This window comes from Gardnerella bretellae (genome assembly GCF_048545135.1).
GTDB classification, from domain to species: Bacteria; Actinomycetota; Actinomycetes; order Actinomycetales; family Bifidobacteriaceae; genus Bifidobacterium; species Bifidobacterium greenwoodii.
In genome coordinates, this window is the sequence record NZ_JBKQXU010000004.1 from 143578 (window position 1) to 158746 (window position 15169).

Genomic DNA, 15169 nt, shown 5'->3' on the forward strand with positions numbered 1-15169 from the left:
GAAGTGCTAACGAAACACTTCACAAGAGACAGCGACGGCGTGTTGATGCCGAGCTACCGTTGGTTCGACATCAACCGCTGTTTCTTGTAAAACGCCAAAATACCGACGTGCCCCAATTGGTGGAGCACAGTGTTAAGGAGATAACATGACTGAAGCAACGCAGCGCACTAGCGATTCCGGCGTTTCTATTTGGTTGGACGATTTGTCCCGCACCCGCATTGAGTCCGGCTCTTTGCAGGATTTGATTGCTAATAAGAATGTTGTTGGCGTTACCACCAACCCATCCATCTTCCAGAAGGCTTTGAGCCAGGTTGGTCCATACGATGCACAGCTTAAGGAACTCGGCAAGGTCGACGTTGAAACCGCTATTCGCGAGTTGACCACCACCGATGTTCGTAACGCAACCGATATCTTCCGCGAGATTGCTGAAAAGACCGACTTCGTTGACGGCCGCGTTTCCATCGAAGTTGATCCACGCTTGGCTCACGATACTGCTAACACTGAGAAGCAGGCTGAAGAGCTTTGGGCAAAGGTTGATCGTCCAAACGCTATGATCAAGATTCCTGCAACTTTGGAAGGTCTTCCAGCAATCACCGCTACCCTTGCTAAGGGTATTTCCGTGAACGTAACCTTGATCTTCTCCCTCGAGCGCTACGAGCAGGTTATCGACGCCTTCATCGAAGGTATTGCTCAGGCTGATGCAAACGGTCACGACTTGAAGCACATGGGTTCCGTAGCTTCCTTCTTCGTCTCCCGCGTTGATAGCGCTGTTGACAAGCTCCTCGAAGAGAACGGCTCCGAAGAAGCTAAGGCTCTTGAAGGCAAGGCTGCTGTTGCTAACGCTCGCTTGGCTTACGAACTCTTCGAGAAGAAGTTCGCTGCCGACCCACGTTGGGCTGCTCTTGAAGCTAAGGGCGCAAAGAAGCAGCGTCCACTTTGGGCTTCTACCGGCACCAAGAACGCAGCTTACTCCGACTGCAAGTACGTTGACGAGTTGGTTGCTGAGCATGTTGTTAACACCATGCCAGAAAAGACTTTGAACGCTCTTGCTGATCACGGCAACGGCGCTGCTTCCATTAAGGGCACTTACGAAGAGAGCCACGCTGTTATGAACAAGCTTGCTGAGCTTGGCATTAACATCAAGGACGTTACCGACAAGCTTGAGGCCGACGGTGTTGCCGCCTTCATCAAGTCTTGGGATTCCGTGATTGCTGACGTGCAGTCCGGCATCGATCGCGTAAACGCCTGATTTCGCTAATCGTCTGATAGCTAAACTGCTAATCAGCGAAACTGCTAAATAACGAAAACCGCACCTTGCGTATGTGTTAATCTTACGCAGGCGCGGTTTTTGTTTGTGCAGCGCTCCAAACGATAGATAATTCCCCCACGTTTGGAGGGTTACGAAGGGTTAGGCGCTCCAAACATGAGTAAAACTCCCCACAATTGGAGCGCTCAGCGTACGATTACGCTCCAAACGCGAGGAAGTTATCCGGCATTTGGAGGGTTTGGCGTGGCGTAGAACTCCAAACGCGAGATAATTTCCCCACGTTTGGAGGGTTACCCGAACAAACCGTAAATCTGTTACTTGAGCGAACTCCAATCAAACGGCTGCTCAACAAGATAGTACGCATTGCTGTCATCCGGAGCAGGCGCAAACGGCACAGGCTTATGCTTGCTAGTCGGCACAAACGGATTATCTGAGGTCGAATACTCGCCATCAAACGGCACAACAGTTTCTTTGTAAAGCTTAGGATCCCTACGCAAAATAAATGGACGATTAGGATCCGGCTGCGTTTTACCTTTGCCTTTAAAATATCCGCTACTTTCCAGCTCACTAAGTTTTGCATTCACCGGAATTGCAACAAAGAAATCGGTCATTCTATAGCTCATACCGGTCCACTTCTTATGATTGTGCAAATCCATAAATAGAGACAGAACATCGCCATCGTAATTCTTCAGATGACCAGCTTCACACACTTTTTGATCTAAAATAGGCAACAAATACAAATCATCACCGCAATAAGGCACACCAAGCGACTGATAAAATTCAATAGCGCCAGTATCTCCAGCTATAAGATGATTATGCATAAGATCCTTCATATGCGGATCGAGCTTTTCTCCACTAGTAACTGACGCAGAAGAAATAACGTCTAGAATCATTTGCATTAAATTATCTGTTGACATTTCAAGCGTATTTGGAGTGTAGCTACGTAATATTCGGTCAAATGACGAACTAAAATTATCACCCGGATACCCGTTTATAGTATAGATACGTGTTTCCTTCTGATATTCGTTAGGAGTATAAATAGTTGTTGCTCCCAAATTTATGCAGTCACCGGATTTAGTGCACCAAGTTCCAAGCAAAGGCTCCATAAATTCTATAAACTGTAGTTTTGTATTGCCCTTTTTATACTCTAAAGACTTACCTTTCATATCCGTTGCAATAGCAGTTCTTGCGCCCGACGCGTCAACGCCATAGAGAAGATCAATATGACCTCCAGTAACTTGCGATCCAAGCGAAGGATAAGTTCCCATAATTTTGCCTATCATTTTTTTAGACGCAAAATGAGGCTTTAAAGTAATATCGTTAAAACCAAGAGAGTTGAGCTTCTCCTTGGCTTTATCTTTATCCATGCCGAATATATTTACAGGAATACCCTTGTTTTTGCTTGCGACGGCAAGATTGATAACGCCCTTATTCCCATTTATAACGGAATATCCTGGCATAGGCTCGGAGCCAATCACTTCCCCACTCGGCTTATTATCAACAACAACATTGTGGACTTTTACTTCCACGCCCATCTTTTTAAGAATCTTAGTAACTGAACCAACTTTTTTGCCAACTATGCCTTCAGACGGCACGCCCGGGCCTTTGGACTGAACAATCGTAACAGGATTAAATTTAAGAACTGAATTTCCAGGATTCGTACCGTCAAGTCTTAAGAAACTTCCGCGCTTGCGCTTGTTAAATTCGCCTTTAATTCTTACGCTTAAGCCCTGCTTTTCAAGCTTTTTAGTCATTTTTGTTATGCTTGTGCGCGCAAATTCTGAAGCATTAGGCAACTTAACTTTGTTAAGTTCGAAATAAAGAAATGTACCAAGAGCAGCGGCAATAACGATTGAAGCAGCAACAACAACCGCGATTATTACCCTCATTTTATCTACTTTGTGTACTTCGCTATTTTCGCTATTTTCGCTATTTTCGCTATTTCCATTTTGGGAAGGATCTTGCGGAGGATTTTGCGAAGGATTGTACGGAAGCTGCGAGTCTGTAGGATAGCTGCCAAACTGGGATTGCTGGTCTACTGCAGGCTGATTGATTACCGAAGTCTGCTGTTCTTCCGGTTGATTGACAAACTGGGATTGCTGGTCTACTGCATGCTGATTGCTAAACTGAGTCGTCTGCGAATCTGAAGGACGACTATTTACTGGAGCACCGCAATTTTCGCAAAATGACCAGTTATCTTCAAGAGCGCTACCACACTGTATACAAAACGCCATAACACACCTTCTTTGCCGGCACCTTCTTTATTGGCGCCTCATATTGCTCTCTTTACAAAAACCAATATACTCCAACCGCCAAAAAATGCTGCGATCCACACGACAGCGTTATTAACGCAGAAAGCAAACTGCACCAGTAACGAAAAAACGGCAGAGCTCGCGCGGGTAACGCGCTAGCTACTGAGCTTGCGTTGAAAGCACACCGTGCTTTCAAACCTGAGCAAGCTCAGCGCTCCGAGTTGCCTTCGCGCGCGCTGTGCTGCGCTCAAGCAGGTCGTCGCGCTAACGCAGTCAAGTATCTGAGAAAGTAACACTCACAGGCAAAAACAGACCTAGCTATAAGCGCCAAAATCATCCTTAAAATTTAATTACACAATAAACTACCTGTTAAAAACGTAAGTAGTAGACCTACCCTTTCCACAAACTGAAATATCTCCTCTACTAACTAAATCAGATAACAATTGCTTAGCCTTGGTACTACCCACGTTAAGAATATTTTGCACTTGCTCACGCTTTATTGTTCCATGATTATGTACTGCTTCAATAATCTTTTTATAGCAATCGTCAACGCTCATACGTTTATGCGAGTTATTAGAATCTTGCGAAAGTGAATTTGTAGTAAGTTCTGAATTATAAGTACCGTTCACTAAATTCAATGAATTAGCATTAAGTTCAGTTTTGTTTTTTGCAGAACCAGATACAAAGTTATTCTTATCGCTTACAAAAAATTCAAGAGTAGTACGGTCTGGATTAAAGGACTCACTTAAAATTGGATAGCGTATTCCAGCCCAATCACAACCAGCTCTCATAGCATCAAATCCGCTTCCAGCACGTTCAACAACAGAAATCAGCGCGAACATTTTAAGCAGTGCTGGATTCCGAGAATCAGAAAAACCTCCAGCTAAAGCCACTTCTACAGGCATACGTAAGCAGCCCGGGTTTGCAAAAGAAAGCTTAAAACCATCATTTGCGCTATTTGTTTCTATAGAAGATTGTGAAGAACCATCAACTTCAGTACTCACAGCATCATTATATGTAATAACAGTGTTACCTCGCATATAATAATCAGCATGAATCAACGTGTTTGCAAGGGCTTCTCTAACTGCCATATGCAACGGAGTATCATCAACTCGTAATGACTGCGAATTAAGCAAAAATGGTACATCAATTTTACGAGAAAGACGCTGCCATACAATACTCCAAAAATCATAAAGATTTCCACTCCACGAACCATCTGAGCTGACAATCCTATGACTCCATCTACTATCAGCACTTGTGATTTCTCTGTAGTCAAGAAAATAGTACGGAAATTCCGTAAGAATGCACCACTCATGACCAAACATTAAAAGACCCGCTCGAGTAGGATGCAATTTATTCGACTCGTCCTTTGCTAACGCTCCGATTCTCATAAGAAATTCATCCGCATCAAGCGTAAGCCAAGGATGTTGAGGACGCACTGCACTTAGCATATTGCGGTAAGAGCGCACAGTCTCCATATCAAAATCGTCAACACTATGCTGAAGAAGCGGAGATTGACCCATAGAATTTACGCTCGAACCATTATCTCGAACCATAGCTTGATACTCTTCTTGAGAACATTTGTAGTCGCCTTCAAAATTACGACGATACGTACCGCCTATAGGATTTCCATTAATATAAATCGGCTTATCAGAACGATTTGCTCTTGGAACAGTTATGCGAATAATAGATTTGTTATCATTAGTTTGTTCAATAGAAATATTTTCTTCAATAAGAATATTCGAGCTAATTTTATTCTTATTATTTAGCGTATCCCAAATATCTTTTACCATATGTTCAGGGTTATTTACGCCAACAAGCTGTAAATTATGCTGCGCATCTTCGCTTACACCCAGCAAGATAGTTCCACCATTCGTATTAGCAAAAGCACAATACGTTTCCCACATACTTCTCGGCGTACCGTTTGAAGCCGCTTTCGCTTCTAATTGATTACTCTCTCTTAGTAAAGACAGCGAATTTATATTTAGCATTGTGATCTCTCTTCGTAAGTTAGGTTTGTTGCATATAGTTTTTTAATTAAGTTTGTAGTTATATTTGCGCCTAAAATCGGGCATTTTAAAACTCAAGCATATTTTGCGTCCGATTTTGCGTCCGATTTTACATCCTTTTCGTCCGATTCTACTTGTTTTGCGTCCAAAAAACAAGAAAACGTCCGTAAATTTTGCAAACGCGTCCGCATTTTGTAGAACGCGTCCGATTTACTGCTATTTGCGTCCGATTATGATAATTGCAATAAACCCTAGAGCAATTCGTTTTGAAGCCAGTTAGCAACGCCATCGTCATTGTTGGAATCGCAAACTTCGTCCGCAATCGCAAGCAAACGCTGATTACTATTCGCAACCGCAACACCGTATCCTCCGGCGCGAAACATATCGATATCAATAATATCGTCGCCAAAAACAACTGTTCGGCTAGGCTTTACGCCCAAACGATTGCAAATAACGTTCAGTGCGTGTCCTTTGTTTGCAAGAGGATTCGTGAGCATCCACAACACGTCTTCGCTAATGTGCAAGGAAAAATCATCCGGAAGAATACTCTGAAGCTGCTCCTTCTCGCTCTCTTGCGGCACAATAATAATTTTGTCTGCAATGCCGTGCGGAACGTTAGAAAAGTCGGTAATAATAAAATCTTGCTCGTTCCAAAGCATACGCACGTCAAAATTCGTGTAACGAACGTCGTTCATAACAATACCAAGACGGAGCGTAGGGATTTTATCAAGCAATCGCAGGCAAACATCACTCGCAAGATTAGAATCAAAACCAAAACGAGTAAGAGTATCAATGCTTCGTTGTGAAGTAAGTTCAGAAACAGTGCTGTGAGCGCAATCAAAATCAATAAGCGCACCGTTGAGATACGCACAAACTTGAGCTTTTAAATCGTGAACAAAATCAAAAGCACTTCCAACAGGACGAGCCGTAATAATTGCAAGCGGAATCCCAGATTCGCGCAATCGCTCAGCTGCTTGCACAGTTTCGCGACTTAAAAAGCGGCCTTCAAAAGTATCGGAATCGTGGAGCATAGTTCCGTCAAGATCAGCAATTATTAAAGAAGGAGAAAAACGCAGCATTGTAAAAACCTAAATAAATGAACCTAAATAAACAAACCTAAATAAACAAAAAGCGCGCAATCTTTCGACTACGCGCTTAAAAGAATACTTAGATAAGTGAGAACTTAGTCATTAAGTTCAAAATAACAATTACCGCAACCCAAATCAGTGCAATAATCACTGTCCAACGGTTCAAATTCTTTTCTGCAACACCAGAACTACCGGCGTTCTTCGTTAAACCGCCGCCGAACATGTCGGAAAGGCCGCCGCCCTTGCCCTTGTGCATCAAAATCAACAATGTTAACAAAATGCTGGTGAGCACAAGCAACACTTGCAAAACAATTTTCAGAGCGGACACAAGTAACCTCCTGTCTTAGAGTACCCGACTAATCTTAATAAGAACCGTTGACCTATAGACGCGATTGTGCTGCGGTGAGTCGCACAATATTCGACAACTCCTCTGCATCCAAAGAAGCTCCGCCAACCAAGAATCCGTCAACATCTGGCTCAGCAATAAGACTTGCAGCGTTGGAAGAAGTCACAGATCCGCCGTAAAGAATACGAACAGTATCCGCAACGTCACTTCCAAAAGTTGCGCGCAAATCTTCGCGAATAGCAGACGCCGCTTCCTGAGCCGACTGAGCAGTAGCAACCATGCCCGTGCCGATTGCCCACACAGGTTCATAAGCAATAATCAAGCGCTTAGCTTGTTTTGTGTCCAAATCGCGCGTTACGTCATGAACCTGACCAACAGCAAAATCAAGCTCAATACCCTGCTTGCGTTCCTCAAAACTTTCGCCGACGCACAAAATTGGAGTCATTCCAGCCGCAAGAACCGCACGCACCTGGTCTACAATATTCGCATCGTCTTCCGGATGATACTTTCGGCGCTCAGAATGCCCAACAATAACCATTGAGCATCCAAGACTAGCAAGCATATCTGCAGAAACATCGCCTGTAAAAGCGCCTTGCGCAGTAACGGAAACTGCTTGCGCTCCGTACAATATTGGCAGACGATCAGACTCAACAAGAACCTGCACGCTTCGTATAGAAGTAAAAGAAGGCATAAGAGCCACTTCGCAATCGCGGTAGTCGTAGTGCGCGTCACGCAAAAGCCACGCAAATTTTTGTATAAAATGCGTTGCTTCGCGGTGATTGAAATTCATTTTCCAATTACCTGCGACTAGCGGCTTTCTTTTAACAACCATAATCACCCTTAAAAATTGAGGATTGAAGATTAATAGTATTACGCAAAATTTTACACGAAATATTACGTAAATTTACGCAAGATTTTTACGCAATATTTTACGCGAATTAGTATTATGCCGACTCCGATTTACAAAAGATTCATAAAATCGAAAGCCGGCATAATTGAAAACATTTAGTTTACTTACGACTTGCGTAAAATTTACTTACGACTTGCGTAAAGCTTATTTACTCAAGCACGCTCAAGCCTGGAAGAGTCTTTCCTTCCAAGAACTCGAGGGAAGCGCCACCACCAGTGGAGATGTGCGAGAAGCCATCTTCCGCAAAGCCAAGATTACGCACTGCGGAAGCAGAATCACCGCCGCCAACAATGGTGAAAGTACCGTTCTTAGTTGCGTCAACCAAGCCCTGAGCTACAGCACGAGTACCAGCAGCAAACTCTGGAACTTCAAACACACCCATAGGACCGTTCCAAACAACAGTCTTGGAATCGACAATCTTGTCGTGGAAAAGCTTCTGAGAATCAGGGCCAATATCCAAGCCCATCTTGTCTGCTGGAATAACGTCAGCTGGAACAACTTCTGGAGCAACAGGAGTGTCCCCTGCTGGGAAGCCAGCGTTCACAACAATATCGGTTGGAAGCACAAGCTCAACGCCGTTCTTCTTAGCGGTTTCAATGTAGCCCTTAACTTTTTCGAGCTGATCTTCCTCAAGCAAAGAAGTACCAACTTCGTGACCCAAAGCCTTGAGGAAGGTGAAGACCATGCCGCCACCAATAACAAGACGATCAGCCTTAGAAAGCAAGTTTTCAATAACGCCGAGCTTGTCGGAAACCTTGGAGCCGCCGAGAACAACGGTCAAAGGACGCTCTGGATTTTCGGTTGCGCGAGAAAGTGCCTTAACTTCCTTTTCAACAAGCAAGCCGGCAGCTGCTGGAAGATCTGCAGCAACATCGTAGTTAGAGCCCTGAGCGCGGTGAACAACACCGAAGCCGTCGGAAACAAATACGTCACCAAGAGCCGCAATCTTCTTAGCATAAGCTGCACGCTCGGAAGCATCCTTGCTGGTCTCTTCTGCGTTAAAACGCACGTTTTCAAGCAAAACAACGTCACCATTGTTCATTGCAGCAACCTTAGCTTGTGCATCCTCACCGTAGGTGTCTGCAGCCAAAGCAACTTTCACACCGAGAAGCTCACCTAAACGAGCTGCAACTGGAGCCAAAGAAAGCTCTGGAACAACCTGACCCTTTGGACGACCAAGGTGAGCCATTAAAATCACCTTCGCACCCTGCTCGCGCAAAGCCTTAATTGTTGGCAAAGCAGCACGAATACGACCATCATCGGTAATCGTAGTACCCTTGAGAGGAACGTTAAAATCAGCGCGAACCAAAACGCGCTTGCCGCTCAAATCTCCCAAATCTTTAAGTGTCTTCATTGGTATCCTTTCCAAACCATATTGGCTTACCATATTTGACTTACATACTGGCTTACCGTGCCGGCTTACTTCGTTCAACAAGACGCAAAATCAGCCTAAAACATCAACACATTGCCGGGTGCAATTATACCGCACATCTGCAACAATCTACCGCAGTCAAAACGACAATAAACGCCGGAAAGAAGATATTAAAGCTGCTGCATACGCGACTTCTCAACCTTCGCCGAAAGCTGCAAAAGTCTACGAATTCGTCCTGCAATAGCATCCTTCGTAATTGGAGGATCAGCCAAATGTCCAAGCTCTTCCAAGCTTGCGTCGCTATGCTCCAAGCGAAGCTTTCCAGCCATCAGCAGATTATCTGGAATATCGTCACCCAAAATGTCGAAGGCGTGACGAACTTTTTCGCAAGCTTCGGCAGCAGCTTTCGCACTACGACGCATATTTGCATCGTCAAAGTTTGCAAGACGATTAGCTTTTCCGCGAGCTTCACCATCTGAGCGCTTGCCTGTCCATTCGCGAGCAGAACGCGGAGCACCAATCAGATTCAGCATGCGTTCGATTGCGTCAGAATCGCGCAAAGTCACGCGCTCAGAACTGCGCACTTGGCGAGCTTTAGCTGTAATACCTAAACGAGCTGCCATAGTTTGCAAAGCGTTTGCAGCTTCGTGAGTTGGGCACACTACTTCCAAGTAGCTTGCTTTGCCAGGATCGGAAATTGCGCCGTGAGCTAGGAAGGCACCGCGCCATGCTGCTTTAATTTGGGCGATACTTCCGCCGATAATTTCTGGGGCTAGGCCTGCAACAATGCGCATGCGGCGGTCAAGTAAACCAGATTGTAATGCTAATGCTGCAGCACCGTGATCAACAACTACGTCGTAACGAAGAACAGTACCAGCTGGAGTCTGACGCGAAACCTGCGAAATGGTTGCCTCGCGCTGGAAGTGCGTCTTTAAGACCTCTACAAGCCACTGTGCGGAACGCTGAGAGTCAAACTGAGCGCGAACCACAGCTTGGTTATTTACTGGCCTTAAACCGCCAGCAAAGCGCATCATAGCTGCCGCTTGAGCCATAATGACCGTCGGGAGCTCATTGTTGTTGGAAACGAGTTCATTTTTGACGTCGTCAAGAAGAGCCAAGGGACAACCTCCTACTTTTGTTCTTCTTAAAATATGCGTGCTGTTGGATACTCGCATGATGCGTTTGAACACGACATGCCCGGCTTTCTGTGATACAGAATACGTTGGACATTTTAGCGTTATTTGCACACGTTTGCATATACTTTTAGCACAAAATTTTTGCGTTTGCTTTATTACTTACTTTATTACTTGCTTTATTGCTTGCTTTATTACTTACTTTATTACTTACTACCTGCGCTGCAATTCGCGTGCAGATACTGTAACCTGCAAACCGTGCAATCGCAAGCGTCTTGCAAGCTCAATACTTGTAGCAACTGAGCGATGCTGGCCACCTGTGCAGCCTACTGCAATCGTAACGTAATGCTTATCTTCTTTAGCAAAACCGTCGATAGCAGTAAGCAGCGCCTTTTCGTAAGAGTCCAAAAAAGCGACCGCTGCAGGATTAGAAAGCACGTAATCGCTTACAGCCTTGTCTTTTCCGGTTAAATCACGAAGAGCTGGAACCCAGAATGGGTTAGGCAAAAATCGCATATCAACCACAAAATCAGCGTCCATCGGCATACCGTACTTAAAGCCAAAGCTGAAAATGTGCACGGCCACAGTGGAAGATCCTTTGCCAAGTAGTCCTTCGTAAAGTTTGGTTGAAAGTTGGTGAATACTAAGAGTTGAAGTATCGATAATAATATCCGCGCAATCTTTCAAATGGCTGAGCAACTCTCGCTCTTCTAAAATGCCGTCAATAAGTCTTCCGCCGCGCTGCAAAGGATGAGGCCTTCTAACTGACTCGTAGCGTTTAATAAGCACGGAGTCTGAAGCGTCTAAGAACAAGATTCGCGTTTTTACGCCAAGCTCGTCAATATGCGCAAGAACTGCAAACAGGTCGTCGAAGTATCCTCTAGAGCGCACGTCAATAACAGCAGCAAGCTTATGCACTTTTGATCCGGATGACGTCATCATATCTACCAGCGGTATGAGCAGTTTTGGAGGGAGATTATCAATAACGTACCAACCCATGTCTTCCAACGCGTTAGCCGCGTGCGAGCGCCCGGCTCCGCTCATGCCGGTGATTAGCATAACTTCAAAACCGTCTGCTAATTGCATGTTGATTGCGCCGTGAGCATTTGCGTCTAATTCTTGATTCGCGCTATTTTGCGAGCTATTTTGCGCACAATCTTGCGAGCTATTTTGCGCGCTATTTTGCATATCGCTTTTCGCATCAGCTTGATTTTCGGCGCTCATAATGCCTCCTGTAATGCTTTTCGCATGCAATCAATTAAATCTTTAGGATCTTTAGAATTATCGTAATCTTCGGTCTTGTCAGAATCATTATTAGAAATATTTTCCGCGATTACTTCAGATTTTACTTCAGCTTCTTCTTTAGAATTTCTGTACTCAAACGTCATAAGCTTTACTTGCTCTAAAGCTTGATACAAAAGCATTTCTTCTCCGCCAATCCCCAATCCGTATTGCCTCCACGCGCTAAGAAGCATGCTTGGGCGAGGATCGTACACAACATCAAGCAGTGTTCCTAGGCTTTTTACGCGCCTATTTTTGCAGTATGCTTTTAGTGCTATTGCCAAGCCGTCTGCAACGTGCGCAGGAACGGTGCTTATTACAATATCTGCTTCTGCAATTGCGCGAATTGCGTCTAAGGAACTTAAAGATTGCAAAATGAGAGATTCGTCACATTTTAATATTTCTTCGCTAATTTTTGGAAACTCAATCCCTATAACCGATTCGTAATTTGCGTCGGTTTCATTGCTTTTCTTTTCACTACTTTCATTTTCGCTACTTTCTAAGCACGGCTCTATGCTTCTGCTGTTTGGAGAATCAGCGCAATACGCGCGCAGAAGATTATTAAAACGCTCTACACCTTTTACGCTACCGTCATTTTCAGTTCTAGCAACAACTTTTACCTGCTCAAGTTTTGAGGCTTGCGCAATTTCTATAAGTGCCGCCATTGCTGAGGATGCTGTGTTGCCGCTGCCAATAATAACAGCTTTTTTTACGCCGCTTATGCGCTCGTGCAAAGCCTGAATAAAAGCCATAATTATGCCGCTTACGTCCGTGTTACAAAGTTCAATTTGTGAAGGCGAGGCGGCTGCTGGATTGCTTGTAAAAATCGCTGTGTTTGCTACGTTAAGAGTTCTTGACCAGTAGTCGCAAGGAGTGCCGAGTTTCATTACGGTTTTTTTAAGCGGCATTGTAAGGCTTAAGCCTTTCCAAGAATCGTCAAGATTAGATATAAAATCAGCTAGCTCAGCTTCGCTTACCTTTTCTTTGCTGTATTGCCAATTTGTAAGTCCTAAAGCTTTATAAGCAGCGTTGTGCAATACGGGAGATAGCGAGTGCGAAATAGGATCTCCTAAAACTGCACAACGATATATTTTTGGCATAATCACTCCTCAGTACGCTAATAAATCTTTTGGATCAACGCAAAAACGCAGTTCTCCTGCAGCACGCTTTGCCACGTGATGCGCTACTTCCTTGTGTAATCGGTTCACTAATTCTTGTCTTAAATAAAGCGGAACTCTTACTACAGCTTTTACACGGTCGTCAAAATCGTCAAAATGCTGGTATCTGTCTGTAACAGGCGGATGCATTGGAACAATGCCTAATAATGGAGAAATTGTTGAAAAATCATCATTTTGACTAATTTCGCACCCAAGATTTTCCTTCATTGCCCCAATATTTTCAAGCGCACGCATAACAGCATCGCGCTCTCCCCACACGCATGCTGCAGTTACAAATGGCGGCAAAACAGCCTGTTTGCGCTCCGAAAGCTCGTTTAACGAAAGTTGCGTTGTGTCCCACAAAGTAAGCGCTCTAGCCAAAATTGTGTACGTTTCGCCAATCAAAAGCACGCTTCCGCCGCTAGTTCTAGGAGCACACAAGCTTGCAGCTTTCATCCAAGCGGTAAGAGTGTCAATTCTGGAATCAAGCCCCGACGCATACAAGCTCACCCAAGTGTCAAGTATTGCCACAACGCCATACGAGCCGCTTTGCGCACCGTTTTGAGATTTAACGCGCGGCTCTGCTCCGGAAGTTGCCACAACAATTACAGGCTTTTTATCTATGCACTGAATAATTCCGTTCGGCTGATGCGGCGAAGAAAGCAAAATAGGCACGTTTCTAAACAATTTTGACACTTCTTGCGCAATACCTGCAGCACCGACGCGTATAGCACGCAGATTAGTGTTTCCGCAATTAGCACAAGACCAATTGACTGCGCTTGCTCCACACCATAAGCATCGAAGGGATTTAATCCCAGCACTAATATCCAAAGGTCCAGTGCAACGCCTGCAACGCGCTTGGTGAAGGCAAGAAGAGCACATTGCAGACTGAGTAACGCCATCTTGAGCAATAAGCAGCACAGGGTTTCCGTCTGCAAGAGCCTCGTTTATTGCTCTTACAGCAGTATGCGGTATTCTAGCTCCAATGCTTGGGTCAGCAAGTTTCGACAAAGTTTCTCGATTAAGCCAACGAACCCACGGAACTATTTTTTCGCGCAATTCTTTGCGCACTGTTACAGGAACGCTACTTCCACTTATATCTTTTGCAACTTGCGTATTGGAAGAATACGAATCTACTTCGCTTTGACTTAACGCGCTTCTAGAATACGACATTGCTACAAAAACGCCACCATGCTTTTTTGCGCGAAGTCTCATAACGCCACGAGCTTGAGCGTAAGGCATCATTCCGTCTGCATACTGGTATGCGGTATCTTCAACAATAGCGAATAAAGCATCCCCCTCAACCGGAGCATACATTGCAGCGCGCGTTCCAAGCACGCAAGGAACTATTCCGGAAGCTACTGCACGCCAAGCTCTATAACGGTCAGCCGGAGCATCCGCCGCACAAAGACGCGCAACATCTCCATCAAAACCGCCTGCAGAAAAACCACGGTGATTTTCACTAACGCGCTTATACGGTTTTAATCCGTAAGCCATAAGCGCGCGCATAACGTCATTTACTTCCCTAAGCGTTGGCAAAACAGCAACAGCCTGCTTTCCTTGACTTACAGCCGTTACAATCATCCAAGCTAAATCTTGAGCCATTCTTAAAGAGCCGGCAGGTGCGTCAACTACAAAAGATTTAGCATTATTATTTTCGATTTTTTCGCCGTCAAAACCCGCGTTACTAGCTTTTTTAACTAAAGCGTCATGCAAAATATCCGCATTTTCGTAAGATTCAATCATTCTAGCGAAAGTAGCGATAGAAGAATCAGTTTCATTAGCTTCATTAGATTTATAAGCTTTATTACTGCTTTCCAAAATCTTTTTAAGATTTATGCACCAATCTTTTCTGCGATGCAAACGTATGCTATCAAAAACTTCCTCATGCTCAACTCTTGCAACTCTTTGAGGCACAGCAAGACGAAGAATATTAGCTATAGTTCCACCATAAGCTTTTGCAATAGCGTCAATATCTTCGCGCAAAGACTTAGAAATCAGCACATCTGAAGGAAACACACGCTCTAAAAATCGCAAAGCAGAAGAAGGAGTATCACTATTAGAAGAACGAGACCAAATAACACCTGTAAGCCTTTGCGCACCAAAACGTACGCGCACGAAAGCTCCCGGCTGAGCAGCATCATCTTGATCCTTAGATACTAAATAGTCAAAAGTACGACCTAAATGTGAAGCTTGAACATCTAACATTACGTGAGCAATAGCACAATCGTCTGCAGGAACGCGCGAAACAGCATTACGCTTGCGTTTAGTTTTACGCGCGAATCCGTCTAACGAAGGTTGCTCTGCCATTTTAGCTTCTACTTTTAGCTCGTACTTTTAGCTTTTTAGATTCT

The 15169-nt window shown here is 44.5% G+C and carries 11 protein-coding genes; 1 reads left to right on the top strand and 10 read right to left on the bottom strand.

What is annotated here, in order from left to right; translation table 11 throughout:
• Nucleotides 1-145 precede the first annotated feature (145 nt).
• Nucleotides 146-1249: a transaldolase gene (gene tal, locus ACJV7B_RS04620; protein WP_004137404.1), complete on the top strand. Its 1104-nt coding sequence runs from the start codon at nt 146-148 to the stop codon at nt 1247-1249.
• Between the two features lie 332 nt (nt 1250-1581).
• Here tal and ACJV7B_RS04625 read toward each other — a convergent pair whose 3' ends face one another.
• The 10 genes from ACJV7B_RS04625 to ACJV7B_RS04670 all read right to left on the bottom strand — a co-directional run bounded on the left by ACJV7B_RS04625 (nt 1582) and on the right by ACJV7B_RS04670 (nt 15125).
• Nucleotides 1582-3501 (bottom strand): PASTA domain-containing protein, encoded by a 1920-nt coding sequence (locus ACJV7B_RS04625; protein WP_419389076.1) that lies wholly within the window; start codon nt 3499-3501, stop codon nt 1582-1584.
• A gap of 380 nt (nt 3502-3881) precedes the next feature.
• Nucleotides 3882-5510, bottom strand: a complete 1629-nt coding sequence (locus ACJV7B_RS04630) for an RNA-binding domain-containing protein (protein WP_419389077.1) — start codon at nt 5508-5510, stop codon at nt 3882-3884.
• A 269-nt stretch (nt 5511-5779) separates the two neighbouring features.
• Nucleotides 5780-6607: an HAD family hydrolase gene (locus ACJV7B_RS04635; protein ID WP_419389078.1), complete on the bottom strand. Its 828-nt coding sequence runs from the start codon at nt 6605-6607 to the stop codon at nt 5780-5782.
• An 88-nt stretch (nt 6608-6695) separates the two neighbouring features.
• The gene (secG, locus tag ACJV7B_RS04640; protein WP_004127207.1) at nt 6696-6944 is read right to left on the bottom strand and encodes a preprotein translocase subunit SecG; all 249 of its coding nucleotides are present in this window, start codon (nt 6942-6944) and stop codon (nt 6696-6698) included.
• 52 nt (nt 6945-6996) lie between these two features.
• Nucleotides 6997-7794: a triose-phosphate isomerase gene (gene tpiA, locus ACJV7B_RS04645; protein WP_004137410.1), complete on the bottom strand. Its 798-nt coding sequence runs from the start codon at nt 7792-7794 to the stop codon at nt 6997-6999.
• A 226-nt stretch (nt 7795-8020) separates the two neighbouring features.
• Complete coding sequence (locus ACJV7B_RS04650; RefSeq protein ID WP_419389079.1) at nt 8021-9226, bottom strand: phosphoglycerate kinase; 1206 nt, start codon at nt 9224-9226, stop codon at nt 8021-8023.
• A gap of 188 nt (nt 9227-9414) precedes the next feature.
• Nucleotides 9415-10362 (bottom strand): DNA-binding protein WhiA, encoded by a 948-nt coding sequence (whiA, locus tag ACJV7B_RS04655; RefSeq protein WP_032841772.1) that lies wholly within the window; start codon nt 10360-10362, stop codon nt 9415-9417.
• Nucleotides 10363-10590: 228 nt separating this feature from the next.
• Complete coding sequence (gene rapZ / locus ACJV7B_RS04660) at nt 10591-11463, bottom strand: RNase adapter RapZ (protein ID WP_050543669.1); 873 nt, start codon at nt 11461-11463, stop codon at nt 10591-10593.
• Between the two features lie 134 nt (nt 11464-11597).
• Complete coding sequence (locus ACJV7B_RS04665) at nt 11598-12758, bottom strand: shikimate dehydrogenase family protein (RefSeq protein ID WP_419389080.1); 1161 nt, start codon at nt 12756-12758, stop codon at nt 11598-11600.
• A 9-nt stretch (nt 12759-12767) separates the two neighbouring features.
• Complete coding sequence (locus ACJV7B_RS04670) at nt 12768-15125, bottom strand: primosomal protein N' (protein ID WP_419389081.1); 2358 nt, start codon at nt 15123-15125, stop codon at nt 12768-12770.
• Nucleotides 15126-15169 lie beyond the last annotated feature (44 nt).

What these genes read in the sequence shown, in the direction of transcription:
- tal (WP_004137404.1), top strand. Translation starts at nt 146, where the DNA reads ATGACTGAAGCAACGCAGCGCACTAGCGATTCCGGCGTTTCTATTTGG.
- ACJV7B_RS04625 (WP_419389076.1), bottom strand. Translation starts at nt 3,501, where the DNA reads ATGGCGTTTTGTATACAGTGTGGTAGCGCTCTTGAAGATAACTGGTCA.
- ACJV7B_RS04630 (WP_419389077.1), bottom strand. Translation starts at nt 5,510, where the DNA reads ATGCTAAATATAAATTCGCTGTCTTTACTAAGAGAGAGTAATCAATTA.
- ACJV7B_RS04635 (WP_419389078.1), bottom strand. Translation starts at nt 6,607, where the DNA reads ATGCTGCGTTTTTCTCCTTCTTTAATAATTGCTGATCTTGACGGAACT.
- tpiA (WP_004137410.1), bottom strand. Translation starts at nt 7,794, where the DNA reads ATGGTTGTTAAAAGAAAGCCGCTAGTCGCAGGTAATTGGAAAATGAAT.
- ACJV7B_RS04650 (WP_419389079.1), bottom strand. Translation starts at nt 9,226, where the DNA reads ATGAAGACACTTAAAGATTTGGGAGATTTGAGCGGCAAGCGCGTTTTG.
- rapZ (WP_050543669.1), bottom strand. Translation starts at nt 11,463, where the DNA reads ATGCAATTAGCAGACGGTTTTGAAGTTATGCTAATCACCGGCATGAGC.
- ACJV7B_RS04665 (WP_419389080.1), bottom strand. Translation starts at nt 12,758, where the DNA reads ATGCCAAAAATATATCGTTGTGCAGTTTTAGGAGATCCTATTTCGCAC.
- ACJV7B_RS04670 (WP_419389081.1), bottom strand. Translation starts at nt 15,125, where the DNA reads ATGGCAGAGCAACCTTCGTTAGACGGATTCGCGCGTAAAACTAAACGC.